General features: G+C 71.0%; 19 protein-coding genes and 1 tRNA gene. 9 read left to right on the forward strand and 11 right to left on the reverse strand.

Annotated features, from left to right (window positions below; translation table 11 throughout):
- From MFF54_RS23675 to MFF54_RS23690, 4 genes are all read left to right on the forward strand, one after another.
- Positions 1-2,455 (forward strand): DUF3772 domain-containing protein (locus MFF54_RS23675; protein ID WP_238306665.1); only part of this gene is annotated, 2,455 nt, incomplete at its 5' end.
- A gap of 23 nt (positions 2,456-2,478) precedes the next feature.
- On the forward strand, positions 2,479-2,973 hold the full coding sequence (locus MFF54_RS23680; RefSeq protein ID WP_370880182.1) for a CAP domain-containing protein: 495 nt from the start codon (positions 2,479-2,481) through the stop codon (positions 2,971-2,973).
- A 10-nt stretch (positions 2,974-2,983) separates the two neighbouring features.
- A complete protein-coding gene (locus MFF54_RS23685; protein WP_238306666.1) occupies positions 2,984-3,946 on the forward strand; it encodes a TAXI family TRAP transporter solute-binding subunit in 963 nt (320 codons plus the stop codon).
- Positions 3,947-4,061: 115 nt separating this feature from the next.
- Entirely contained in the window at positions 4,062-4,991 is a 930-nt protein-coding gene (locus MFF54_RS23690) for a glycosyltransferase family 2 protein (protein ID WP_238306667.1), read from the forward strand.
- 27 nt (positions 4,992-5,018) lie between these two features.
- On the opposite strand, the gene MFF54_RS23695 is transcribed toward MFF54_RS23690, so the two are convergent.
- A complete protein-coding gene (locus MFF54_RS23695) occupies positions 5,019-5,849 on the reverse strand; it encodes an OmpA/MotB family protein (protein WP_238306668.1) in 831 nt (276 codons plus the stop codon).
- A gap of 35 nt (positions 5,850-5,884) precedes the next feature.
- The gene (locus MFF54_RS23700) at positions 5,885-6,658 is read right to left on the reverse strand and encodes a motility protein A (protein WP_238306669.1); all 774 of its coding nucleotides are present in this window, start codon (positions 6,656-6,658) and stop codon (positions 5,885-5,887) included.
- Positions 6,659-6,919: 261 nt separating this feature from the next.
- On the opposite strand from MFF54_RS23700, the gene MFF54_RS23705 reads away from it, so the two are divergent.
- The 4 genes from MFF54_RS23705 to MFF54_RS23720 all read left to right on the forward strand — a co-directional run bounded on the left by MFF54_RS23705 (position 6,920) and on the right by MFF54_RS23720 (position 13,114).
- Entirely contained in the window at positions 6,920-8,704 is a 1,785-nt protein-coding gene (locus MFF54_RS23705; RefSeq protein ID WP_238306670.1) for a glucan ABC transporter ATP-binding protein/ permease, read from the forward strand.
- Between the two features lie 169 nt (positions 8,705-8,873).
- Entirely contained in the window at positions 8,874-9,248 is a 375-nt protein-coding gene (locus tag MFF54_RS23710; RefSeq protein ID WP_238306671.1) for a hypothetical protein, read from the forward strand.
- A 182-nt stretch (positions 9,249-9,430) separates the two neighbouring features.
- Positions 9,431-11,581 (forward strand): TonB-dependent receptor, encoded by a 2,151-nt coding sequence (locus MFF54_RS23715; RefSeq protein WP_238306672.1) that lies wholly within the window; start codon positions 9,431-9,433, stop codon positions 11,579-11,581.
- Positions 11,582-11,584: 3 nt separating this feature from the next.
- Entirely contained in the window at positions 11,585-13,114 is a 1,530-nt protein-coding gene (locus MFF54_RS23720; RefSeq protein WP_238306673.1) for a PepSY-associated transmembrane domain-containing protein, read from the forward strand.
- Here the strand turns inward: MFF54_RS23720 and MFF54_RS23725 are convergent.
- A complete protein-coding gene (locus tag MFF54_RS23725) occupies positions 13,071-13,277 on the reverse strand; it encodes a hypothetical protein (RefSeq protein WP_238306674.1) in 207 nt (68 codons plus the stop codon). The two genes, MFF54_RS23720 and MFF54_RS23725, sit on opposite strands and share 44 nt — an antisense overlap.
- A 269-nt stretch (positions 13,278-13,546) precedes the next feature.
- Here MFF54_RS23725 and MFF54_RS23730 point away from each other — a divergent pair, with 269 nt between their 5' ends.
- Positions 13,547-14,512 carry an alpha/beta fold hydrolase gene (locus MFF54_RS23730; protein ID WP_238306675.1) on the forward strand — a complete coding sequence of 322 codons (966 nt, stop codon included), beginning with the start codon at positions 13,547-13,549 and terminating at the stop codon, positions 14,510-14,512.
- Between the two features lie 189 nt (positions 14,513-14,701).
- Here MFF54_RS23730 and ssuD read toward each other — a convergent pair whose 3' ends face one another.
- The 8 genes from ssuD to MFF54_RS23775 form a co-directional block, all read right to left on the reverse strand.
- Entirely contained in the window at positions 14,702-15,826 is a 1,125-nt protein-coding gene (gene ssuD, locus MFF54_RS23735) for an FMNH2-dependent alkanesulfonate monooxygenase (protein ID WP_238306676.1), read from the reverse strand.
- 36 nt (positions 15,827-15,862) lie between these two features.
- Entirely contained in the window at positions 15,863-17,230 is a 1,368-nt protein-coding gene (locus MFF54_RS23740; RefSeq protein WP_238306677.1) for an LLM class flavin-dependent oxidoreductase, read from the reverse strand.
- A gap of 36 nt (positions 17,231-17,266) precedes the next feature.
- Positions 17,267-17,920, reverse strand: coding sequence for a methionine ABC transporter permease (locus MFF54_RS23745; RefSeq protein ID WP_238306678.1), 654 nt, complete (start codon positions 17,918-17,920; stop codon positions 17,267-17,269).
- Positions 17,901-19,052: a methionine ABC transporter ATP-binding protein gene (locus MFF54_RS23750; RefSeq protein ID WP_238306689.1), complete on the reverse strand. Its 1,152-nt coding sequence runs from the start codon at positions 19,050-19,052 to the stop codon at positions 17,901-17,903. The genes MFF54_RS23745 and MFF54_RS23750 overlap by 20 nt, the downstream gene beginning before the upstream one ends.
- Before the next feature lie 11 nt (positions 19,053-19,063).
- Positions 19,064-19,864, reverse strand: coding sequence for a MetQ/NlpA family ABC transporter substrate-binding protein (locus MFF54_RS23755; protein ID WP_238306679.1), 801 nt, complete (start codon positions 19,862-19,864; stop codon positions 19,064-19,066).
- 493 nt (positions 19,865-20,357) lie between these two features.
- The gene (locus tag MFF54_RS23765; protein ID WP_238306680.1) at positions 20,358-21,716 is read right to left on the reverse strand and encodes an L-serine ammonia-lyase; all 1,359 of its coding nucleotides are present in this window, start codon (positions 21,714-21,716) and stop codon (positions 20,358-20,360) included.
- A 413-nt stretch (positions 21,717-22,129) separates the two neighbouring features.
- Positions 22,130-22,205 (reverse strand) — tRNA-Lys (locus MFF54_RS23770).
- Positions 22,206-22,329: 124 nt separating this feature from the next.
- Positions 22,330-23,883 carry a 2-isopropylmalate synthase gene (locus tag MFF54_RS23775; protein ID WP_238306681.1) on the reverse strand — a complete coding sequence of 518 codons (1,554 nt, stop codon included), beginning with the start codon at positions 23,881-23,883 and terminating at the stop codon, positions 22,330-22,332.
- Positions 23,884-24,286 lie beyond the last annotated feature (403 nt).

Raw genomic sequence — 24,286 nt, forward strand, 5'->3', positions numbered from 1 at the left:
GCAAGCGCCCGCGGCCCAGCAGGCACCCGCGGCCCAGCCCGCGCCGGCTCCGAAGCCCAAGCCGGAGCTGTCCGAGCAGGCCAAGCAGGTCAAGGCCAAGCTCGACGAGGCCAAGGACGTGCTCGACCGGCGCGAGAAGGAGCTCGGTAAGAACGACGTCTCGTCGACCGAACTCACCGCGATCCGCGACGCGGTCGCGCCGATCGTCGACGAGATGCGCACGCTCGTCGATCAGATCGACGCGCCGCTCGCCTCCGCCCGCGAACGCCTCAACCAGCTCGGTCCCAAGCCCAAGGACGCGCCCGAGAGCCCCGAGGTCGCCGAGGAGCGGACTGAGCGCGAGGCGGCGGTGGCGCGCATCGACGAGTTCCAGCGCCTCGCCCGCGCGACGCTGGTGCAGGGCGACCAGATCATCGACCGGGTGCAGAACAAGCGCCGCGCCTCCTTCACCAAGGGGCTGTTCGAGCGCTCGCTGTCGCTTCTGAGCCCGAACCTGTGGAGCCGGGTCGCGGCCGACATCCCGCGCGACACCCGCTCGCTCCAGGGCGCGCTCAGCGATATCGGCCTGCTGTTCTCCCGCAACGGCACGGTCTGGAACCTGCTGCTGCTCGGCCTCGCCTTCGGCGTCTCGGCGGCGCTCTATCTTGGGCGCCGCAACATCGCGCCGAAGCTCGGCCGGCGCGACGCGGCCCGCACGGATCCGACCCGGCGCGAGACCCTGCTCGGCGCCTGGCGGGTGATCCTCGTCGGCACCCTGCCGGCGGTCGCGGGCAGCTACGCGGTCTACTACGCCCTCGACGCCACGGACCTCCTGCCCTCGCGGCTGCTGCCGTTGGCGGGCGCGGTGCTCGGTGGCCTCGCCTTCATCGGCTTCGTCGAGGCGCTCTGCGAGGGTCTGCTCGCGCCCGACAAGCCGGCCTGGCGCCCGGCGCCTGTCAGCGACGCCGCCGCCACCCGGGTGAAGCGGCTGGCGGTCGGCATCGCCACGGTGATCACCGTGGTCAAGGCGATCGAGGCGCTCAACACCGGCATCTCGGCAGCCCTGCCGATCTCCATCGCCACCCGCGGCATCGGGGCGCTCGCCATGGCGGCCATGCTGGCGGTCGGCCTGCACCGCTTCGCCGACAAGGAGGAGGAGGAGGAGGCCTGCTTCGGCCCCTACGTGCCGACCAAGACGACGACCGGCATCGGCGGCCCGGCGCGCCTGCTCGGCTGGGTCGCGGTGATCGTGATCGTCGGCGCGGCGCTCGGCGGCTACGTCGCCTTCGCGAGCTTCCTGATCGACCAGCTGGTCTGGACCGCGAGCCTCCTCGTCCTGCTCTATCTGATGGTGCAGAGCGTCGATTCGTTCGTCGGCGGCACGCTCTGCGACGACACCCGCTTCGCCACGGCGCTCCAGGCCAATACGGGCCTGCGCAAGCGCTCGCTCAACCAGATCGCGGTGCTGACGACAGGCGCCGCGCGGGTGGTGCTCTACCTCCTGGTGGCGCTCCTGGCGCTCGCGCCCTGGGGGCTCGATTCCACCGACATCTTCTCCTCGGTGCGCTCGGCCTTCTTCGGCTTCAAGGTCGGCGACGTCACGATCTCGCTTTCCACCATCACCTTCGCCATCGGCATCATGGTGCTGGGCGTCGTGATCACGCGGGGCATCCAGCGCTGGCTGGAGAACACCTATCTGCCGGCGACCGACCTCGATGCCGGCCTGCGCAACTCGATCTCGACGGTGTCGGGCTATTGCGGCTTCCTGCTCGCGCTGGCCATCGCCTTCTCGTATCTGGGCCTCAGCCTGGAGAAGCTGACGATCGTGGCCGGCGCGCTCTCGGTCGGTATCGGTTTCGGCCTGCAGTCGATCGTCAACAACTTCGTCTCCGGCCTGCTGCTGCTCTGGGAGCGCCCGATCCGTGTCGGCGACCAAGTGCTGATCGGCGACAGCGAGGGCATCGTGAAGCGCATCTCGGTGCGCTCGACCGAGATCCAGACCTTCGACCGCTCGGCCGTGATCGTGCCGAACTCGAACCTGATCTCCGGCATCGTGAAGAACCGGGTGCGCGGCGACCGCGTCGGCCGGACCTCCATCACGATCAGCATCCCGCGCGCCCTCGATCCGGTGCGGGCCGCCGAGCTGTTGATCGAGACCGCCGCGGCGCTGCCCGAGGTGCTGAAGGACCCGGCGCCCCGGGTGGTGTTCCGCAAGATCGGCGACGCCAACCTCGACTTCGAGCTGATCGTGATGATCGTCGACGTCTCGCTCTCCCTGAAGGTGACCAACGACTTGAACTTTGCGGTCTTCAGGACCTTATCGGATGCGGGCTACATCCCGATCGCCGGCCCGCCCTCGAGCTTCGTCACGGTGCAGGGCCTCGACGGGATGCAGAACGCGATGTCCGAGATCGCGAGCCGGTTCGGGCAGGGGGATTCGCGAACGGATGCCGCCAAGCGCGCGGCGGCCGAGTAGGGTTGTCGGGGGGAGGTTCGGGGGTGCGGGGGATCGGTCTCATCGGAGGGATCTGCGCGGCGGCGCTGCTCGGCGGCTGCGCGGCCGGTACGGGCACGCCCGTCGCCGCCGTCCCGACCCTCTACCTGCCGCTCGCCAGCACCGCGGCCCAGGTCGACACCGCGGCGGCCCGGGACATGATCTCGGCCTACCGGCGCAACCGCGGCGAGAAACCGCTGGTGATCGACCCGGAACTGCAGCGCCTCGCCGAGGCCGAGGCCGCCGCGATGGCGCTCGCCGACCGGCCGAGCAAGGCGCAGACGGTCAAGACCGCAGTCGCACGCCTCGGCTACGATCAGGCCAACGCCAACCTCTCGGCGGGCTACCACACCCTGGCCGAGGCCTTCTCGGGCTGGCGCGACAGTCCGCCCCACAACGCCGTGATGCTCGATCCGGCCGCGACCCGCATGGGCATTGCCACGGCCTTCGCGCCAGGCTCCAAGTACAAGGTCTACTGGGCTCTGCTGACGGCCAAGTAGGGGAGGGGCGATGCGGTGCGCGGTCGGACTGCTCCTGGCGCTGCTCCTGCTCAGCGCCGCCGCAGGGGCCGGGGAAGTGCGGGTCACGCTCGGCACCGCGACGCCCGGCGGGGGCTTTCCGGCCTACGCCGAGGCGCTGATCGCGACCTTGCGGGAGACTGATCCCGGCCTCGTGATCGAGCCGCGCCCGACCGGCGGCTCGGTGGAGAACCTCGGTCTCCTGCGCGGCGGCGTCCTCGACCTCGCGCTGGTGCAGGGCGAGCACGCCTACCCGGCCCTCGCGGACACCACCGCGCCGCGGCTCACCGTCGTCGCGCCGATCTACCCGACGCCCGGCCTGTTCGTGGTTCCGGGCGACAGCCCGGTTCGGCAGGTGAGCGATCTCCGCGGCCGTCCCGTCGCGCTGGGCACGCGGGATTCGGGGTTGACCGCCATGGGTCGGGCCGTGCTCGCCGCCTCCGGTCTCGATCCCGAGCGCGACATCGTGCCGGTCGTCCTGGCGCGGGCGGGCGACGGGCCCGAGCGCGTGCGGGCCGGCGCGGTCGCGGCCCTCTGGGGCGGGGGGCTGCGCTGGCCGGGCTTCACCGCGCTCGCGGCGGATCCGGGCGGCGCGCGCTTTCTCGCCCCGGGACCGGAGGCGGTCGCGCGGCTGGTGGCGGAGCGCCCGTCGCTGCGCCGGATGCGCGTGCCGGTCGGGACCTTCCGCGGGCAGGACGAGGCCATCGACACGGTGGGCTCGTGGAGCCTGATCCTGGCACGGCCGGGCCTCGATCCCGGCGTGGCCGAGCGCTTGGTCCGGGCGATGGACAAGGCGCGAGACGCCCTCGCGCGGGCCACCGGCCAGGGCAAGGGCAGCGACCCGCGCAATCTCGCGGAGTCGGTGCCGGCGGCCTGGCTCAATCCCGGCACGGCGCGGGCGCTCGCCGATCTCGCGGGCGGCGCGCAGTCTCCTCCGTCGGAACCTGCCCGGTAACCCTTCCGGGAGCCGATCCCCGCGGCGGAACGCGGCTATGGTCGCGGCCGGTGCCCGTCGCGCGTCGTCCTGCGGCATCACCCGCGATCATCGCCGTATCGGCCGGAAAGACTGCATGAGCGTGTCCGTCATCATGTCCACGTTCAACCGGGAGCGTTACATCGCTTCCGCGGTCGAGAGCGTCCTGGAGCAGTCCCATCGCGCGTTCGAGCTGATCGTCGTCGACGACGCCTCGACGGACGGGACACCGGACATCCTCGCCCGCTTGGCGGCGCGCGACGGGCGGTTGCGGGTCGTGCGCAACGCGGTCAACCGGGGCCTGCCGGCCGGCCGGAACCTGTGCTTGTCCCTGGCGCGGCACAATCTCGTCGCCTGCATGGACGACGACGACATCATGCTCGCCGACCGGCTGGCGCGGCAGGTGGCCTTCCTGCGCGACCATCCCGAGGTCAGCGTCGTGACCGCCGCCGCCAGGCTGATCGACGATGCCGGCAACGTCATCGGCCTGAGCGTGCCGGAGATCGATCTCGCCCGCGGCCGGGCGGAGGTTCGGCCAGCCCTCTTCCTCGGCCTCATCCATCCGGCCGTGATGTACAGGAAGCCGGATGTCCTGCGGGTCGGGGGATACCGACAGGTTGCGCTGGAGGACCGGGACCTGTGGGGCCGGATGGTCACGGCGGGCTACACGGTCGCGGCGCAGCCGGACGTCCTCCTTCTGCACCGTCGGCACGTCAGCATCATGCAGGGCAATCTCGACGCGCTGTTCGAGCAGGGCGAGTACATCGACTTCAACGTCGCGCGCCGGCTGCGCGGCCTGGAGGACCTCTCGCTCACCGCCTACCGGCGCGCGGTGGCGGCCGAGCCCCTGTTGCAGCGGGTCTCGCGGCACCGGCGGATGCGGGCGGGCATCGCCTTCCGGAAGGCGACCTTGTTCTACAGCAGGCGGGAGTGGCGGCCGTTCCTGATGCAGATGGCGGCGGCGATGTCCCTCGAACCGATCCAAGTCTGTCAGCGCATCGCGAAGAAATACAGCCCCGGGCGCTGATCCGCCGGGGGCGGTGGCCGGGGCTGCCTACGGCAGACCCTTCATGGGCACCGGCGGGGCTTCCTTCAGCAGCGTTACCGTCACCCGCCGGTTGGCCGCCAGATAGGGGTTGTCGGGGAACAGCGGCTCGGTGTCGGCCTTGCCGGACACCGAGGCGAAGCGATCGTCGGGCACTCCCGCGCCCGCCAGGATCTCGCGGGTGCTGATCGCGCGGGCGGCCGAGATTTCCCAGGGCGGAGCGAGCGGGCGACGGCCCGGCCGGTCGGTCGCGGTGAAGCCCGTGACCGCGATGCGGTTCGGCATCTGCCGGAGCAGTGGGGCGAGCTTTTCCAGGAGGCGCCGCGTCTGGTCGGTGGGCCGGCTCGACCCGTCCGGGAACATCGAGCGCCCGTCCTGGTCGACGATCGAGACGTTGAGGCCCTGCTCGGTCCTTGAGACGACGACGTTCTTCGACACCTCGGCGATGTCGGGCAGATCCTGCAGCGCCTGCCGCAGAGAGGCGGCGGCGAGGCCGAAGCTGTCCGGCTCGCTCGCGCTGTTCACGCTGTAGGCGGCGTCGGAGTCCGGCCGGGGCGGGGTCGTGCGGTCGGTCGCGCGCTCGGGTGGAATGTCGCGCAGGTAGCGGACATGGTCGGCCGCCGGCAGGCCCTTGTGCTCGATGATGCCGGCGAATTTCGACTCCTTGTTGACGCCGAAGGCGTCGCGCATCGAGCCCGCCACCGCCTGCATCTTCTTCTGATCCTGCGTCGAGTACGCGGCGATCATCACGAAGAAGCTCATCAGCAGAGCCATCAGGTCGGCGAAAGTGACGAACCAGCCGTGGCCGCCATGCGCGCCGCCGCGCTTCTTCTTGGCCACCTCACGGCACTCCGGTCATGTCGCCGCTCTGCCGGTCACGCCGCCGCCTCTTCGAGCGGCTCGCGGTGGTTGTGCGGCAGGTAGGCCACCAGCATCTCGCGCACCAGCGTCGGGCTCTTCTGGTCGCGGATCATCAGGATGCCGTCGATGATGAGCGAGCGCGAGACGTCCTCCTCCTCCAGTTTCACGTGCAGCTTGTCGGCGATCGGCAGGGCCGCGAGGTTGGCGATGAGCGCGCCGTAGAGGGTCGCCAGCAGCGCCGTCGCCATGGCGGGGCCGAGCTTCGAGGGGTCCGACATGTTGGCGAACATTGTCACCATGCCGAGGATCGTGCCGATCATGCCCCAGGCCGGGGCACAGTCGCCGAAGGCGCGGTAGATCTTCGAACCCTCATCGAGGTGCATCAGAAAGTTGTCGCGGTCCCGCTCCATCGTATCGCGGATGAACTCGCGGTCGTAGCCGTCGGCGACGTAGCGCGCGCCCTGGGCCAGAAAGGGGTCGGAGATCTCCATGTTCTCCAGCGCCATCGGGCCGCTCTTGCGCACGACCTCGGCGATCTTGGTGATCTCCTCGATCAAGTCATGGGGCTTCACAGCCCGCATGGTGAAGGCGTAGCGCAGGCCCATCGGCAGCCCGTGGGCGATGGTGGAGAACGGGAAGCGGATGGTGGTGGCCGCGATGGCACCGCCGAAGATGACGATGACCGCGTGCTTGTCGAAATAGGCGGCGAAGTTGCCGCCGTCGATCATGATCAGCGTGAACACCACGCCGACGCCGCCGAGCAGGCCGATACCGGTTGCGAGATCCATGATGAGACGACCCGGCGCGGGATATCGGAGGGGCGCGGCGCCGCGACGCTTGCGGCACGCACCCCGCGATGGTTAGCAAATCGTGCTGAACGAACCGTAAAGAGCCGGACCGTGAACTCGGCCGTCATGCGCCGTTCAGCCGGGCGGCCTCATAAGCCGTCCCATCCCGAGGTGCCTCGGCCCGCCGAGAGAGCGGCGCGAGGTTTCGGGAGCGCGGTGCGCGGGCCTTGTCCCGCCGCCGAGGGGAGCATCGGAGTTCGCATGTCGCTGGTTCGTCTCTACGCGCGGGTGCTGGGACTGCTCGGCACCGACCGCAGGCTGGCCTGGGCGCTGGCCGGCGCGAACGTGATGCTGGCGGTGGCGGCCTTCGCCGAGCCGCTCCTCATGGGCCGCATCATCGACCAGCTGACGCACCTCAAGCGCGGCGGCGACGCCATGGGCACGATGCTGCCACTGATCCTCGCCTGGGTCGGCTTCGGCTTCTTCACCATCGCGGCGGGCGTCGCCATCGCGCTGCACGCCGACCGGCTGGCCCACCGCAACCGGCTCGCCACCATGGCGCGCTACTTCGAGCACGTGCTCGACCTGCCGCTCGCCTTCCACGCCTCGAACCACTCGGGCACCGTCCTCAAGGCGATGCTGGAGGGCACGAACGGCATGAACAGCTTCTGGCTCGGCTTCTTCCGCGACCACCTCGCGGCGCTGATCTCGCTCGGCGTGCTGCTGCCGCTGACGCTCTTCGTGAACTGGAAGCTCGGCCTCATCCTCGTGGTGCTGGTGATGGTCTTCACCGCGCTCACCACCTTCGTGATGCGCCGCACCGAGACGCTGCAGGGCCGCGTCGAGGCCTACAATTCGGGCCTCGCCGCCCACGCCTCGGACGCCCTCGGCAACGTCGCGGTCATCCAGTCCTTCACCCGCGCCAAGGCGGAGAAGGAGGCGATGCGCGACATCATCCAGAACCTGCTCGCCGCCCAGATCCCGGTCCTGTCCTGGTGGGCGCTGGCCAATGTCGCGACCCGGGCGTCCGCCACCATCACCATGACGGCGATCTTCGTCACCGGCATCTTCCTGTACCAGGCCGGCACCACCACGGTCGGCGAGGTCGTGGCCTTCATGGGCCTGGCGACCGCGCTCGTGGCGCGCCTCGACCACGTGGTCGGCTTCGTCAACGGCGTGTTTCAGCAGGCCCCGAAGATCGCCGAGTTCTTCGCGATCTTCGACACGGTCCCGGCCGTGCGCGACCGGCCGAACGCCAAGCAGGTCGCCCGCTTCGAGGGCGACGTCAGCTTCGAGGACGTCGCGTTCTCCTACGACGGCCGCCGCCAGGCGCTCGACGGGGTCTCGTTCTCGGCCCGCGCCGGCGAGACGGTGGCGCTCGTCGGCACCACGGGCTCGGGCAAGTCGACCACGCTCGGCCTCCTGCACCGCAGCTTTGACCCGGCGGCCGGCGCCATCCGGATCGACGGCGTGGACATCCGCGACATCGGCCTCGCGTCGCTCCGGCACAACATCGGCGTGGTCTTCCAGGAGCCGATGCTGTTCGCCCGCTCGATCCGCGAGAACCTGCAGGTCGGCTGCCCCGAGGCCACCGACGCCGAGATGCTCGACGCCCTGGAGCGGGCCCAGGCCTCCGCCTTCATGGCGCGCCAGCCCGATGGGCTCGACACGATCATCGGCGAGCGCGGCCGCTCGCTCTCCGGCGGCGAGCGCCAGCGCCTCTCGATCGCTCGGGCTCTCTTGAAGAACCCGCCGATCCTGATCCTCGACGAGGCCACCTCGGCGCTCGACGCCGCCACCGAGCGCAAGCTCCAGGGCGCGCTGGAGACCGTGATGGAGGGCCGCACCACCTTCGTGATCGCCCACCGCCTCGCCACCATCCGCAACGCCGACCGTATCCTGGTCTTCCACGAGGGGAAGATCGTCGAGGCCGGCACCTTCGACGCGCTGGTGGCCGAGGGCGGCCGCTTCGCCGAGCTCGCCCGGGCCCAGTTCATGGCCGCCGAGGTGGACGAGGACGGCGTCGAGATGGCGATGGCGGCGTGAGGACGCCGAGCCCTCCCCCGGATACGGGGGAGGGCTTTCGAGTTCGGCCGGTCTCCGCGTTCTCCCTCCCCCGCAAAGGGGGGAATGCGAGCGACGCGAGCCTCGGATCGTGCCGCCCGCCCCAGCTTGACCATTGACAGCCGCGCCCGGCTCGCCGCAGGAAACAGTCATGGGACGACGCGGGCAGCGAGCAGGAGCATGGCGGGCCGCCATCGGCGTGCTCACGCTCTACGCGCTCGTCCTGCAGGGGCTGCTCGGCGGCGTCGCCGCCACCCGGACGAGCCTCCAGGCCCCCGGGGTGATCTGCTCCGGCCATCTCGCCGACGCGGCCCAGGATCCGGACGGGCAGGCCGGCCACGAATCCTGCTGCTCCACCGCCTGCCGGCTCGCTGCGTTCGCGCTCGCGGCCCCTGAGGCCCAGCCGGTGCCCGCCGCAATCCCCGCGCTGGCCCGCGAGCGGCGCTGGCACGCCGTCCAGACCCACGCGCCGCCCGCCCGGACCCACCGCTCCGCCGCGCCCCGCGCGCCTCCCGTCGCCGCCTGACCCGTCGCCCCCCCCCGCGGCGACCGGTCGGCCGGCGGCCGTCTCCCCAGGACGATTCCGGCCCCTGCATCGAGCCCCGCGCCGCGGCCGCACCTGCGCCCGCGCGCCCGCCCGCCCTCGATCGGAGCCGCCCGCGCCGACGCCCCGTGAGGCCGTCGCGCGACCCGGGCGCAGGAGCCGTCATGTCCTCTCGATCCGTCGCCGCCGCCCTGGCGCTCGCGACCGCCCTGTCCCACAGCCCCAGCCTCGCCCGATCCGGATCGGCCGCCCCACCCGAGGTCGGCGACGCGGTCGAGCTCGACATGCTGGAGGTCATCGCGACCGGTGCGCCTGCACCCCGGGGCCTCAACCTCGCGACGCCCGCCCGCTCGGCGAGCCGTCTCGGGCTCACGCCGCTCCAGACGCCCGCCAGCGTCGACGTCATTCCGGGCGAGTTGGTGCGCGAGCGCGGGCAGTTCACCGTCAACGAGGCGGTTGCCCAGAACGGCGTCGGCATCGCGAGCACGGCCTCGCCGGGAACCGGCAATTCCGCCTTCTCCGCCCGCGGCTTCGTGGGCAGCAACTCGGTGATGCGGCTCTACGACGGCATCCGGCTCTACGCGGGCACCCAGACCTTCCCGTTCGATACTTGGAACGTCGAGCGCATCGAGGTGCTGCGGGGCCCGGCCTCCGTGCTCTACGGCGAGGGGGCCGTCGGCGGCGTGGTCAACGTCGTGCCCAAGCGCCCGACCTTCACGCAGGCGACCGCCGCGCAGGTCGGGTTCGGCTCGGACGACACCCGCCGCATAGCAGCGGGCTCCGGCGGCCCGATCAGCGACGTGCTGGCCTACCGGCTCGACGTCAGCCGCAACGCGGGCGCGGGCTGGCTGCGTCCGAACGGCGATTTCGAGAACCTCGCGGTCTCGGGCGCGCTGCTCTACCGGCCGAGCGCCGACCTCGCGGTGACGCTCTCGAACGATTACGGCGCTACCGCACCGGAGCGCTACTGGGGCTCGCCGCTGGTCGACGGCCGCGTGCCGCGGGCCTTGCGGGACACGAATTTCAACGTCGCCGACAGCGAGATCCGCTGGCGCGACAACTGGACGATCCTCAAGGCCGAGTGGAGCCCGAGCCCCGACCTCTCGTTCCGCAACGTCGCCTACCGGATGACGAGCGACCGCTTCTACCGCAACGCCGAAGGCTCCGCCTTCCTGCCCGCGACGGGGCTGATCCAGCGCTCGCTCTTCGCCGAGATCCGCCACGACCAGGAGCAGATCGGCAACCGTCTCGACGCGACGCTGCGGGGCGCGGTCTTCGGGCTGCCGAGCCAGACGGTGCTGGGCGCCGAGGTCAACCGCATCCGTTACCGGCACATCAACAACCGGCCCTACGGCGGCACCGATCTGGTCGATCCCTTCGCCTTCGTGCCGGGCCGCTTCATCAACCTCGCGGGCACGACGCCGGGCTACGAGAACCTCGTCGATCAGTACGCGCTCTTCGCCGAGAACCGCCTCGTGCTGACCGAGCAGCTCTCGCTGGTCACGGGCCTGCGCTACGACGCGCCGAGCATCCGCGGCGCGGATCTGCGCCTCGGCACAAGCTTCCGCTCCGACTTCGAGGCCCTGAGCTGGCGCGCCGGCCTCGTCTACCAGCCGCGGCCGGAAATCTCCCTCTACGCGCAATATGCGACCGCCGTGGACCCGGTCGGCAACTTCGTCTCGCTGCAAGTGGCGCAGAAGGACTTCCGCCTCTCCGCCGGCCGGCAGGTCGAGGTCGGCGCCAAGGGCCTGTTCTGGGAGGGCGCGGCGGAGTGGACGCTCGCGGGCTACCGCATCGTGAAGGACAACCTCGTCAGCGCCGTGCCGGGCCAGCCGGGCGTCGGCGTGCAGGTCGGCAGCCAGTCCTCGCACGGCGTCGAGGCCGCGCTCTCGCTCGCGCCCTGGGAGAACTGGCGCGTCGATGCCAACGTCGCGCTGCTCCACGCCCAGTACGACGATTTCAATCAGACGGTCGCCGGGCAGGTCGTCTCCTACGCCGGCAACCAGCCGATCGACGTGCCCGAGCGGGTCGCCAACCTGTGGGTCGCCTACGCCTTCGCCCCCCGCTGGGAGGCGCGGGTCGGCGTGCAGCACGTCGGCTCGATGGTCAGCGACTTCGCCAACACGGCCCGGCGGCCCGACTACACGCTCCTGAACACCGGTCTCGACTACCGGCCCGATCCCGGCTCGCGCCTGTCGCTACGCCTCTACAATCTCACCGACGAGGTCTATGCCGCAGCCCGCGGGGGCAACGCGACCTCGATCCTTCTCGGGCGGCCGCGCTCGGTCGAACTCGTCTACACCGTGGTGTTCTGATCGATGGGCGACCTCAAAAAACGCCTGCGGCGGTGGCTCTACCTGGCGCATCGCTGGCTCGGCATCCTCACCGGCCTGCTCTTCGCCACGTGGTTCGTCTCGGGCGTGGTGATGATGTATGTCGGCTTCCCGCGCCTCACCGACGCGGAGCGCCGCGCAGGCCTGCCGCCGATCGCCTGGGACCGCGTGGCGGTCGAGCCCGAGGCGGCGCTCGCCCGGACCGGTCTCGCGCGGGGCGCCGTCCGCCGCCTCGAGCTCGCGATGCTCGATGCCGAGCCCGTCTGGCGTCTCACCCCCTGGGAGGGGCCGCACCGCACGCTCTCGGCCGCCGACGGGCGCGCGATCGACATCGTCCCGGCCGAGCGGGCGCTGGCGGCGGCAGCCCACCACCCGGCGGCCGTCACCGTGACCGATCTCGGCCTCGCGGCGCGCGACCAGTGGACGGTACCGCAGCGCTTCGACCCGCTGCGCCCCTTCCACCGGATCGCCCTGGGCGACGCGGCCGACACGCACCTCTACGTCTCGGCCGCGACCGGCGAGATCGCGCTGGACGCCACCGGGCACGAGCGGTTCTGGAACTGGTTCGGCGCGGTGCCGCACTGGATCTACTTCACGCCGCTGCGGGCGCAGCGCGATCTGTGGCGCGACGTGGTGCTCTGGCTCTCCGGGATCGGCATCGTCGGAGCCGTCACCGGCCTCGTCGTCGGAGTGATGCGGGTGCGCCTGCGGAAGCGCTACGCGCGCGGCAAGGTCACGCCCTACCGGGGCTGGATGGCGTGGCACCATCTCGGCGGCCTCGTCGCCGGCACCACGCTCGTCACCTTCATCGTGAGCGGCTGGATCTCGATGAATCCCAACCGCTGGTTCTCGCCGCGCGAACCGGACCGGGCGGCGCTCGAGCGCTACGCGGGGCCCGCCGAGCCGTGGCCGGACCTCGACCGCGTGGCCCTCGCCGCCGCCTGCCCGGATGCCCGGGAGGCCCGTCTCGCGCGCCTCGACGGGCAGGCGCGGGTGCTCCTCGCCTGCGCGGACGGGCGGCTGCTCCCCTGTTGCGGGGCGCCGCCGGACGCAAGGCGGATCGCCGCAGCCGCGGCCCGCCTCCTGCCGGAGGCCGCGCCCCCGGTAATCGAGCGTCTCGCGAGCGAGGATCTCTACTGGTACGGCCACCACCACGCTCGGGTGCTGCCGGTGCTGCGCGTCCGCTTCGCGGACCCGTCCGCGACGTGGTTCCACATCGACCCGGCGACCGGCGAGGTCCTGAACCGGACCGACCGCTCGAACCGGATCTACCGCTGGCTGTTCAACGCGCCGCACAGCTTCGATTTCGGGCCGCTGCTCCGGCACCGGCCCGCCTGGGACCTGCTGCTGATCGGACTCTCGGCCGGCGGTCTGCTCATCTCCGTCACCGGCGTGGTCATCGGCTGGCGGCGACTCGGGCTGACGCTGCGCCAGGGCCGGCTCGCACGGTCGCCGGGTCCGGGGCGGACGGTCAGGACCGTCCCGAGCCGTAGGCCATCGCCGACAGCGCGGTGAGGAGCGGAGCCCAGAAATGGGTCAGGCCGAGGCCACTCCATACCGTGAACCGCTCCTTGCAGCCGGTCGTGTTCATCCCGCATCCCAGAGGGACGAGGTAGAAGAACCAGACGCAGGTTGCCAGGAACAGGCCGAGGCCGAAGATCAGTGCAGCGATCCGCATCCTTGCCCTTCTCCTGCAACGTATCGGCCCGAATGCGTCGGCAATACCGCGTCAGCGAGGTGTTGCGCGACGCCGATCGTGTCAATGCTGGCGGAAGCCGCCAGCATCGCGGCCTCCGGCGGAGTCATCGGCTGACGGCGGTTCGGGCTGACGCTTGGCCAGGGTCGGGGGCGGTGAGCTTGGCTGCGTGGAAGGCTGCTCGGGGTGGGAGGTAGTCATGCCGACCGATTCAGCGCGCAAGCCGTATCTCCTGCACAGAGGAGAGGATCATGCCGACACAGACCGTTCCTGCCGCCGAAATGGCCCTGGCGCTCGCGAGCGGTACCCCGCAACCGCTCCATTCAACCTCGGCCACGACGACCTACCATCGTGCCGAGGTCAATGGCGTCGGCATCTTCTATCGCGAAGCTGGCCCGCGCGACGCACCGACGATCCTGCTGATGCATGGCTACCCGTCCTCGTCGCGGCAGTGGGATCCGCTGCTGCCGCTGCTCGCGGACCGCTACCACCTGATCGCGCCTGACTATCCCGGCTTCGGCCAGAGCGATGCCCCGTCGCCCGATCAGTACACCTACACCTTCGACAGTCTCGCCACGACGATGGACGGTTTGGTCGCGCACCTCGGCATTGAGCGATACACGCTCGTCATGCAGGACTACGGCGGCCCGGTTGGCTTCCGCATGGCGTTGGCACACCCTGATCGGGTGACGGCGCTGATCGTCCAAAATGCCAATGCCTACATCGAGGGCCTTGGTCCGAAGTGGCAGGGCATCGCCAAGTACTGGGCCGACCCCGCAGCCCATCCCGAGCAGGTCGAGACCTTTACGTCCTTGGAAGCGGCCAAGCAGCGCCATCTCGGTAACAGCCCCAACCACGAGCGCTACAATCCAGACACTTGGACGGACGAGTACGCCCTTCTGTCTCGCCCGGGCGCGGGGGACATCCAGGCGGCTCTTCTCTACGACTATCGCACCAACGTCGCGTCTTATCCGGCGTGGCAGGCTTGGATGCGGAGCCATCCACTGCCGACCCTTGTGCTGTGGGGCCGCTACGATCCCTCCTTCATCGTGCCGGGCGCGGAAGCCTACCTGCGCGACATGCCAAGCGCGGAATTGCATATCCTCGATGCCGGGCACTTCGCGCTGGATGAGGCGACCGATGAGGTGGCCCGACTGACACGAGGCTTCCTTGCCCGGCACACGCCGCCGACGATGCCACCCTCATCTCTGGAATGAATGCGGAAGCGGTCGCCGCAAGCCGACCCGTCCACGGCGCATCGATCGGTTTGACCCTTGCCGGTCCGGCTGAAGCAGGCCGATCAGGATCTCTCCATCGTCGGACCGAGGCGCCGCAGGCGGGACAGGCATGGCCGTGAGGCGGCGCGGCCGCCGGACGCGATCGCCCCGCGGCGTTGTCGGAGCGGTTCAGCGCGCGGTGGCGCGGATGTCGAAGGCGCCGCCGGTCTGGGCCGTATCGCGCAGCGTCACCGGCGCCTTTCCGGCGATCAGCGGGAAGGCGAGCTCGGCGAAGCGGATCGCCTCTTCCAGATGCGGATAGCCGGAGAGCACGAAGGTATCGACGCCGAGCGCCGCGTATTCCTCCAGCCGCGCCACCACCTGCTCGGGCGAGCCCACCAGGGCCGTGCCGGCGCCGCCCCGCACCAGCCCGACGCCGGCCCAGAGGTTCGGCGCCACGACGAGCCGGTCGCGCCGGCCCCCGTGGAGCGCCGCCATCCGGGCCTGCCCGACCGAGTCCATCCGGGCGTAATTGGCCTGGGCGCGGGCGATGTCGTCGTCGGTCAGGCGGCTGATCAGGCGGTCGGCCTCGGCCCAGGCCTCGTCCTCCGTCTCGCGCACGATAACGTGGAGGCGCACGCCGAAGCGCACGCTGCGGCCCTGGCGCGCCGCGCGCGCGCGGACATCCGCGATCTTCTCCGCCACCGCCTCCGGCGGCTCGCCCCAGGTCAGGTAGGCGTCCACGTGGCGAGCGGCGAGGTCGTGGGCGGCGGCCGAGGAGCCGCCGAAGTAGAGCGGCGGCCAGGGCGTCTGCACGGCGGGGTGGAAGTTCCGCGCGCCCGCGACGCGGACGTGGCGTCCCTCGAAATCGACCGTCTCGCCCGCCATCAGCCGTTTCCAGACGGTGAGGTACTCGTCGGCCGCCGCGTAGCGCTCGGCATGGTCGTAGAAGGCGCCGTCGGCGGCGAGTTCGGTGGCATCGCCCCCCACCACGACGTTGAGGAGGAGCCGCCCGCCCAGCGCCTCGTCCAGCGCCGCGGCCTGCCGCGCACCGAGCGTCGGGCCGGTGATCGAGGTGCGCAGCGCCACCAAGAGCCTGATGCGGCGCGTCACGGTGACGAGGCTCGCGGCCGTCACCCACGGGTCGGTGCAGGAGGCGCCGGTCGGGATCAGCAGGCCGTCGTAGCCGAGCCGGTCCGCGGTCTCTGCGATCTGCCGGATATAGGCGTTCGTGGGCGCGCGGCCGAAATCGGAGGTGCCGAGATAGCGCGTGTCGCCGGAGGTCGGCAGGAACCAGAAGACGTCGTAGGCCATGGGTCGTCCTGAATGGGGCTGTCCTGGGCGTGTTCGTCACGCCGCGGGGGCGGCACCGGAGCGGAAGGCGTTCGCGGCGTGGCGTGCGGGCAGGCGGTCGCCCGCGCCGAAGAGTTTTCGCCGCAGCGTGCCGTCCGCGTAGGCGGTCTTGTAGAGGCCGCGGTCCTGGAGCTCCGGGATCACGATGTCGATGAAATCGGAAAAGCTCTCCGGCACGACGATGCGGCTGAGGTTGAACCCGTCGATCTCGCCCTCCTCGACCCAGGCCTGCAACTCGTCCGCGATCGTGGCGGCATCGCCCGTGAGCACGGCGTAGCGCCCGCCGAGCCCGAGTTCCGCGAGCAGGTCCCGCTTGGTCAGGCGGCGCTGTGCCGCCGCGGCGGTCGCCGACTGGATGGCGTTGCCGGGCGCGTAGGGAATGGGATCGTCGAGTCCGTAGGCGGCGAAGTCGATGCCGGTCGAGGCGGCGAAATGAGCGAGCCCGGCCTCCGGGCTCGCGTAGCGCAGGTACTCCGCGCGCTTCGCCTCGGCCTCGGCCCGCGTCCGCCCCGGGATGACCGCGATGCCGACGAAGACCTTCACGTCCTCGGGGTTCCGCCCGGCCGCGGCGGCCTCGGCCCGCACGGCGCGGGCGGCCGCGCGGGCGCTCGGGCGGTCGCGGGCGGAGATGAACACGCACTCGGCGTGGCGCCCCGCAAACGCCCGGCCGCGGCCCGAGGCGCCGGCCTGATAGAGCACCGGCGTGCGCTGGGCCGAGGGCTCGCAGAGATGGTAGCCCGCGACCTCGAAGAATTCGCCGCGATGCGCGACCGGGCGGATCCGGGCCGGATCGGCGAAGATCCGGGCGGCAGGATCGCGCCGGACGGCCGCGTCGTCCCAGCTGCCTTCCCAGAGCCGGTAGAGAACCTCGAGATACTCCTCGGCGTAGTCGTAGCGTCGGTCGTGGTCGGGCAGCGCCCCGCTGCCCTGGCCGCGATGGGCGCTCTCCAGATAGCCGGTGACGATGTTCCAGCCGACCCGGCCCCCCGTGAGATGGTCGAGCGTCGAGAAGCGTCGGGCGAAGGTCGAGGGCGCCTCGGTGTGGACGTTGACCGTGATGCCGAAGCCGAGATGCTCCGTCACCGCCGCCATGGCGGAGACCAGCACGGTCGGGTCGTTGACGGGCAATTGCACGGCCTCGCGCGCCGTCACGTCGATGCCGCCGCCGTAGATGTCGTAGACGCCGATGATGTCGGCGATGAACAGCCCGTCGAACAGGCCGCGCTCCAGGAGCTTCGCCTGATCGGTCCAGTAGGCCAGCGTGTTGTAGGCGGTCGAGCGGTCGCGCGGATGGGTCCAGAGCCCGTGGTTGATGTGGCCGACGCAGTTCATGTTGAACGCGTTGAGGAGGATCTGCTTCGTCATCGGTCCCCTGAGCGGAAACGGTTCGCGGGCTGCGCGTCAGCGGGCGCGCAGCCGGCGCACGGCGGTGTCGCCCGCGAACTGCACCAGGCAGACGAGGGCGATGAGGATCGCGATCACCGCCAGCATCACGGTGGTGTCGAAGCGCTGGTAGCCGTACCGGATGGCCACGTCCCCGAGCCCGCCCGCGCCGACCGCGCCCGCCATGGCGGAGGCGCCGATCATCGTGACGACCGTGATGGTGAGGCCGCCGAGGATGCCCGGCAGCGCCTCGGGCAGCAGGACGTGGAGGAGGATGTGGCGCCGCCGGCAGCCGATCGACTGCGCCGCCTCGATCAGCCCCGCATCGACCTCGCGCAGCGAGACCTCGGCGATCCGGGCGAAGAACGGCGTGGCGCTCACCGAGAGCGGCACGATCGCCGCCCAGACGCCGATCGTGGTGCCGGCGACGAGGCGGGTGAACGGGATCAGCGCCACCAAGAGCACGATGAAGGGCACCGCCCGGAAGCCGTTGACCAGCGTGCCGACCACCCGGTTCGCCCGCGGCGCCGGGAAGATGCCGCCGGGGCCCGAGGTGACGAGGAAGAGCGCGAGCGGCAGACCGGCGAGCACCGCGATCCCGGCCGAGACGCCCACCATGAAGAGCGTGTCGAGGCAGGCCTGGCTCAGGCGGTCAATCATCTGCGGCGACATAGCCGATCCTCTCGATGGCGATCCCGTCCGCGCGCGCCACGAGGCGCTCCGCCGCCTCGGTCCCGGCGACCGCGATCAGCATCCGGCCGACCGCGCGGCCCTGGATCCGCTCGATGCCGGCCTGGAGCAGGCGCACGGGCGCGCCCGCGGCCTCCGTCAGGGCCGAGAGGTCGGGGGCCGCGCCCGAGCAGGTGATCCGCAGCAGGGCCTCGGCGCCCGGGGCGGGGTTCGGCCGCAGCCGGGCCGCCAGATCGTCGGGCAGGCCGCGGGTCAGCGGTTCGAGCAGCGCCCGGGTCGCCGGGTGCTCCGGTGCCCCGAAGACCCGCCAGACCGGCCCGGACTCGACGGCGCGGCCCTGTTCCAGCACCACCACGTCGGTGCAGATCTCGCGGATCACGCTCATCTCGTGGGTGATCAGCACGATCGTGATCCCGAAGCGGCGGTTGATGTCGCGGAGCAAGGTCAGGATCTGGAGCGTCGTCTCGGGGTCGAGCGCCGAGGTCGCCTCGTCGCAGAGCAGGATCTCCGGACGGCTGACGAGGGCGCGGGCGATGCCGACCCGCTGCTTCTGGCCGCCCGAGAGCCGCGACGGGTAGGCCTCCGCCTTCGCCTCCAGCCCGACGAGGCGCAGGGCCTCGTCCACCCGCCGCCCGATCTCGGCCCGCGGCACGCCGGCCACGGCGAGCGGCAGCGCCACGTTCTGCCGGACGGTCTTGGCCGCGAGCAGGTTGAAGTGCTGGAAGATCATGCCGATGCGGCGGCGGAGCGCCACCAGGCCGGCCGTGTCCAGGGCCCCGATCGGCTCTCCGTCGATCAAGACCCGCCCGGCGCTCGGCTCCTCCAGCCGGTTGACGGTGCGCAGCAGGCTCGACTTGCCGGCACCCGAGCGGCCGATGATGCCGAAGATCGCGCCGGCGGGAATCGCGAGGTCGATGCCGTCGAGCGCCCGCACCGCGCCGGAGGCGGCCTGGAAGGTCTTAGTGACCCCCTCGAACCGCACCGTTCCGGCGCCTCGGCCGCCCGTCTGGCGGACGTCCTGGCCGGCACGCGCGTCCCGCGCGGCGGGGCGGGAGGCGCCGCGCGCGATCCAGGCGCCCGCGTCGCGGAGATTGTCAAAGGCGAGGCCTGCCATCGCGCGCGCCATCAGTTCAGCCACGCCAGCAGGTAGAGCTTGTCGCTGTCGGCGAAGGACTTGTGGATCTGGGCCTTCACGGCCTCCGATTTCTGGAACAGGGCGACGAACTTGGCGATCGTCGGATCATCCTTGCGCTTGGCCTTCGTGACGAAGCTCACCGCGAAGAGCTTGTCCTCGATGCCGGAATAGATCAGGCCGCTCTTCGGATCGAAGGCCTTGGCCGCGACGATGAAGTGCGGGTAGCCCTGCGCGAGATCGACGTCGCCGGTGATGCGGACGAGCTGCGGGCCCTCGACCTCGGTGAATTTCAGCTTCCGCGGGTTCTCGGCGATGTCGTCGAGGGTCCCCAGAAAGCCGACGCCGTCCTTCAGCTTGATCAGCCCGGCCTTCTGCAGCAGCAGCAGGCCGCGGCCCTGGTTCACCGGATCGTTGGCGACCGCGACGCGCCCGCCCACCGGGATCTGGTCGAGACTCCTGTGCTTCAGGGAGTAGAGGCCGAGATTCTGCAGAATCCCGGCGCCGACGATCTCGAAATCGTAGCCCTTCTGCCGCTCGGCATTCTCCATGAAGGGGCGGTGCTGGAAGAAGTTCACGTCGATGTCGCCGGCGTCCAACGCGACGTTCGGCGTGGTCCAGTCGCTGAACTCGACCACCTTCACGTCGAGCCCCTTCGCCTTGGCCTCCTGCGCCGCGACGTTGACCGCGTCCGCGTAGGCGCCCGGCACCACGCCGACCGTCAGGCTCTCCGCCCGCGCGGCGAACGCGCCGAGCACCAGGGCGGCGACGGCGATCAGTCTCGGAACTCGCATCGTGGAAACTCGAAGGGCTGGCCGCTCGGGAGAGCCGGCGTTTCGGCAGGATGCATCGATCGCGTTCATGGCCCGATCTCGGAGAGATCGAGCCTGTACTGCGTGGATCGATACATCTGTCATGGTAGATCGAAGGATCCTGGCCCGACATTCCAAAGATCCGATGGGTCGGGTGAAAACGACCTCTTGCTTCGTGAAGTGGAAGAAACTTCCTCTCAGGTCTGCGACGGCCGCTCCGCGCCAGAATGACGGCCGTGTGCGGCAGGCCGACTCTTTCGACCGCACGTCGCCTCGCTACCGGATCGTGGCCCGCACGCCGAAGACGGTCGCGTTGCGGGGTCGGCGGCCGTCCGCGGACCGGGGGTCGGCGATGCCGCCGCCCGGCCGAATGATGTCCTGCACGGTCGGCTGCCCGGTGATGCCCGGTGCGAGCTCTGCCTGGTCGGCGGCTTCCGGCACCGCCTCGCTGCAGCGGCGCGGGCTCGGAGCGGCCTCAGCAGGCCGCGACGTTGACCGCGAGGCCGCCGAGCGAGGTCTCCTTGTACTTCGCCTGCATGTCGTGACCGGTCTGGCGCATCGTCTCGATGACCTCGTCGAGGGTCACGTAGTGCACGCCGTCGCCGCGCAGCGCCAGGGAGGCTGCGGCGACCGCCTTGTTGGCCCCGAAGGCATTGCGCTCGATACAGGGGATCTGCACCAGCCCGCCGATCGGGTCGCAGGTCATGCCGAGATGGTGCTCCATCGCGATCTCGGCGGCGTTCTCGACCTGTCGGGCGTCGCCACCCAGCACCGCGGCGAGGCCGGCCGCCGCCATGGCGGCGGCCGAGCCGACCTCGCCCTGGCAGCCGACTTCTGCGCCGGAGATCGAGGCGCGCCGCTTGATCAGGCCTCCGATCGCGGTGGCCGTGAGCAGGTACTCGCGCCCGCGCGCCTCGGTCCAGCCCGGGCAGAAATCGACGCCGTAGCGCAGGACCGCCGGAACGATGCCGGCCGCCCCGTTGGTCGGTGCCGTCACCACCCGCCCGCCCGCGGCGTTCTCCTCGTTCACCGCCAGCGCGAACAGGCTGATCCAGTCCATGATCTCATGGGCGGGCCGGCTGTTGGTGAGCCGGGCCGCCTCCAGCGCTTCGTGCAGGCGCCGCGCGCGGCGGCGCACTTTCAGGCCGCCGGGCAACTCGCCGTCCATGCGCAGGCCGCGGGCGATGCAGGCGAGCATCGCGTCGCGGATGGCGTCGAGCCCGGCATGGATCTCGGTTTCCGAGCGCAGGGCGCGCTCGTTCGCCATCTGCACCTGCGCGATGGTGAGGCCGGTCTCGGCGCAGATGCGCAGCAGTTCGGCCCCGCTCTCGAAGGGATGGGGCACCCGGACGGCCTCGATCCCGGCGGTCTCCCCGGCGCCCTCCTCCTCCACGAAGCCGCCGCCGATCGAGTAGCACACCACCTCGTCCACCAGCGCCCCCGCGGCATCGTGCGCTTGGAAGCGCATGCCGTTGGTGTGGCGCGGCAGGGTCTCGGTGACGTTGAAGACGAGGTCGCGGACCGGATCGAAGACGATGGGGGCCAAGCCGATGTCGCCGGTCCCGGCGAGCGCCCGGGTGTAATCCGGGACGCGGTCCGGATCGACGGTCGCCGGGTCATGTCCGAGCAGTCCGAGGGAGATCGCCACGTCCGTGCCGTGGCCGCGTCCTGTCCAGGCGAGAGAGCCGTAGATCTCGGCGCGCACCCGCGCCACGTCGCCCGCGGCACGCGGGGCGACGCGGTCGCGGAAGCGGCGCGCGGCGACCATCGGGCCGATCGTGTGCGAACTCGACGGTCCGATTCCGATCTTGAACAGATCGAAGGCGCTGATCATCGCGCGGCAATCCCTTCGCTGGCAGCTTTTCCGCCGGGCGGTCCCCGTCGCCGGCTCCTGCGCGCAGGCCCGCGAAGTGGCTTACACGGATCCGGTCGCTTGAAGGCGGGCCGGCGAGGCAGGACGATCTCCCCCCATCTCGGAGGGTACAGCGCGCTGAGCGCGCGGGGAAGGCAGGCTCGCCAGCGTCAGGGGGGCGGATGTCCGCCCCTTCGTTGGGGGGACGCGCCGCTCAAGACGCCGCGGCATCGTGCGGCGCTTGGCACGCCGGGACGGGCGTGCGTCGCGCGCTGATCATGTGCGGGAGTTCGTCATCGCCGCGAGGCCTGCGAGCGGCCAGCGAAACCGGAGTCTCGCCTAGGCCCGGGTCAGGCCACTGCGTCCGACCGATTGAAGATATGAAGGGGATATTTTGGTGGGCGCACTAGGGTTCGAACCTAGGACCCGCTGATTAAGAGTCAGCTGCTCTACCAACTGAGCTATGCGCCCGATCGCTTCTCAGCGATGGCGAGGCGGCCACCAAGTCCGCCGTCGATGGAGGGGCTGATACCAAGCGGCCCGGGGGCTGTCCACCCCCGGGCCGCAGGTTTTTCGGGAAATTTGTGCGCCGCGATCAGATCGCCTGGGCGTGCAACCGGCGGGCGGCCGCCGAGAGCTTGTTCAGCGCCGAGAGGTAGGCTTTGGCCGAGGCGACGAGCGTGTCCGGATCGGCGCCGCGCGCCGTGACGCTGCGCTCGCCGTCCTTCAGGCGCACCGACACTTCGGCCTGCGCGTCCGTGCCCTCGGTGACGGCGTGGACCTGATAGAGCTCCAGGACCGCCTCGTGCGGGACGAGCGCGTGGATGGCGTTGAACACCGCGTCGACCGGCCCGTTTCCGTCGGCCTCTTCCGTGATGGTTCGACCGTCGACCATGATCTTGAGCGTCGCGCGCTGAGGGCCGTGCGTGCCGGCGATCACCGAGAGCGAGACGAGGCGGATGCGGTCGTGGGCGGTGGCGAGGTTCTCGTCCACCAGTGCCTCGATATCCTCGTCGTAGACGTGCTTCTTGCGGTCGGCCAACGCCTTGAAGCGCTCGAACACGTCCTGGAACTGGTTGTCGGTCAGCTGCAGGCCGAGCTCGCCGAGCTTCGAGCGGAAGGCGGCGCGGCCCGAATGCTTGCCCATCACCAGCGAGGTCTTGGCCAAGCCCACCGAGGCCGGGGTCATGATCTCGTAGGTCTCGGCGTTCTTCAGCATGCCGTCCTGGTGGATGCCGCTCTCGTGCGCGAAGGCGTTGCGGCCGACGATCGCCTTGTTGAACTGCACGGGGAAGTTCGTGGCGTGGCTCACGAGCTTCGAGGCGCGGGTCAGCAGCGTCGACTCGATGCCGGTCTCGAAGGGCATCACGTCGCCGCGGGTGCGGATCGCCATCACGACCTCCTCCAGCGCCGCGTTGCCGGCCCGCTCGCCGATGCCGTTGATCGTGCACTCGACCTGCCGCGCGCCGCCCTCGAGGCCCGCCAGCGTGTTGGCGACGGCGAGGCCCAGGTCGTTGTGGCAGTGCACCGAGAAGACTGCCTTGTCGGCGTTCGGCACGCGCTCGCGGACGCTCGCGAACATGGCGCGGTACTCGGACGGGGTGGCGTAGCCCACGGTGTCGGGCAGGTTGATCGTGGTGGCGCCGGCCCGGATCGCCGCCTCGACGCAGCGGCAGAGGTAGTCGATCCCGGTGCGGGTCGCGTCCATGGCCGACCACTCGACGTCCTCGACGAGGTCGCGGGCCTGCGCCACGGTCTTCAGGATGATCTCGACGACCTCGTCCTCGCTCTTGCGCATCTGGTGGGCGAGGTGGATCGGCGAGGTCGAGACGAAGGTGTGGATGCGGCCCCGCTGCGCGTGGCGCACGGCCTCGCCGGCCCGGGCGATGTCGGCGGGGATGGCGCGCGCGAGGCCCGCGATCACCGCGCGCTTCGAGCGGCGGGCGATCTCGGCGACCGCCTCGAAATCGCCGTTCGAGGCGATCGGGAAGCCGGCCTCGATGATGTCGACGCCCATCGTGTCGAGGAGCTCGGCCACCGCCAGCTTCTCGTCGAGCGTCATGGTGGCGCCGGGGCACTGCTCGCCGTCGCGCAGCGTGGTGTCGAAGATGAGGACGCGGTCGCGGGCGCCGGAGGTGGTCGTGGTCATGGACATCGTACCCTGTCGCGGGCCGCCCGCCGCGCCGTGCGGTCGAGAGCGGCCGAAGCCTGAATGGAGGAGGCGTCGTGCGATCCCCTGAGAGCCCAGGCGCGCGCCCGGACGGCCCTCAGGGGCGGGTAAGGAGAAGGCTGGCGAGAAGCGCGCGCGCGCGAACGGCCGCACCGGCGGCACGCTCGATCCCGTACGCTGCTGAGCCGGCTCCGGCCAAGGCTCGCCTCTCTCCGCATCGCGGCCCGGAGGGACCGCCCACAATCAGCCGGCACAGGTATCCGCTGCGGCGCGCCAACGCAAGGGAGTCCCGGTCCTCCACGACCCGGGACCTCCCGCTGGTTCAGGGCGGCGCCCTGCGGACGCTTGGGGTAGGCCGCCGGCCCCGGGCGTTCCGGCTGTC

Origin of the sequence: Methylobacterium gregans, assembly GCF_022179245.1 — a bacterium.
In the GTDB taxonomy this organism is placed as follows: Bacteria; Pseudomonadota; Alphaproteobacteria; order Rhizobiales; family Beijerinckiaceae; genus Methylobacterium; species Methylobacterium gregans.

Bases quoted from the DNA above. Each gene is read 5' to 3' on its own strand.
- MFF54_RS23685 (WP_238306666.1), top strand. From the start codon at position 2,984: ATGCGGTGCGCGGTCGGACTGCTCCTGGCGCTGCTCCTGCTCAGCGCC.
- MFF54_RS23690 (WP_238306667.1), top strand. From the start codon at position 4,062: ATGAGCGTGTCCGTCATCATGTCCACGTTCAACCGGGAGCGTTACATC.
- MFF54_RS23700 (WP_238306669.1), bottom strand. From the start codon at position 6,658: ATGGATCTCGCAACCGGTATCGGCCTGCTCGGCGGCGTCGGCGTGGTG.
- MFF54_RS23705 (WP_238306670.1), top strand. From the start codon at position 6,920: ATGTCGCTGGTTCGTCTCTACGCGCGGGTGCTGGGACTGCTCGGCACC.
- MFF54_RS23710 (WP_238306671.1), top strand. From the start codon at position 8,874: ATGGGACGACGCGGGCAGCGAGCAGGAGCATGGCGGGCCGCCATCGGC.
- MFF54_RS23715 (WP_238306672.1), top strand. From the start codon at position 9,431: ATGTCCTCTCGATCCGTCGCCGCCGCCCTGGCGCTCGCGACCGCCCTG.
- MFF54_RS23720 (WP_238306673.1), top strand. From the start codon at position 11,585: ATGGGCGACCTCAAAAAACGCCTGCGGCGGTGGCTCTACCTGGCGCAT.
- MFF54_RS23725 (WP_238306674.1), bottom strand. From the start codon at position 13,277: ATGCGGATCGCTGCACTGATCTTCGGCCTCGGCCTGTTCCTGGCAACC.
- MFF54_RS23730 (WP_238306675.1), top strand. From the start codon at position 13,547: ATGCCGACACAGACCGTTCCTGCCGCCGAAATGGCCCTGGCGCTCGCG.
- ssuD (WP_238306676.1), bottom strand. From the start codon at position 15,826: ATGGCCTACGACGTCTTCTGGTTCCTGCCGACCTCCGGCGACACGCGC.
- MFF54_RS23740 (WP_238306677.1), bottom strand. From the start codon at position 17,230: ATGACGAAGCAGATCCTCCTCAACGCGTTCAACATGAACTGCGTCGGC.
- MFF54_RS23745 (WP_238306678.1), bottom strand. From the start codon at position 17,920: ATGTCGCCGCAGATGATTGACCGCCTGAGCCAGGCCTGCCTCGACACG.
- MFF54_RS23750 (WP_238306689.1), bottom strand. From the start codon at position 19,052: ATGGCAGGCCTCGCCTTTGACAATCTCCGCGACGCGGGCGCCTGGATC.
- MFF54_RS23755 (WP_238306679.1), bottom strand. From the start codon at position 19,864: ATGCGAGTTCCGAGACTGATCGCCGTCGCCGCCCTGGTGCTCGGCGCG.
- MFF54_RS23765 (WP_238306680.1), bottom strand. From the start codon at position 21,716: ATGATCAGCGCCTTCGATCTGTTCAAGATCGGAATCGGACCGTCGAGT.
- MFF54_RS23775 (WP_238306681.1), bottom strand. From the start codon at position 23,883: ATGACCACGACCACCTCCGGCGCCCGCGACCGCGTCCTCATCTTCGAC.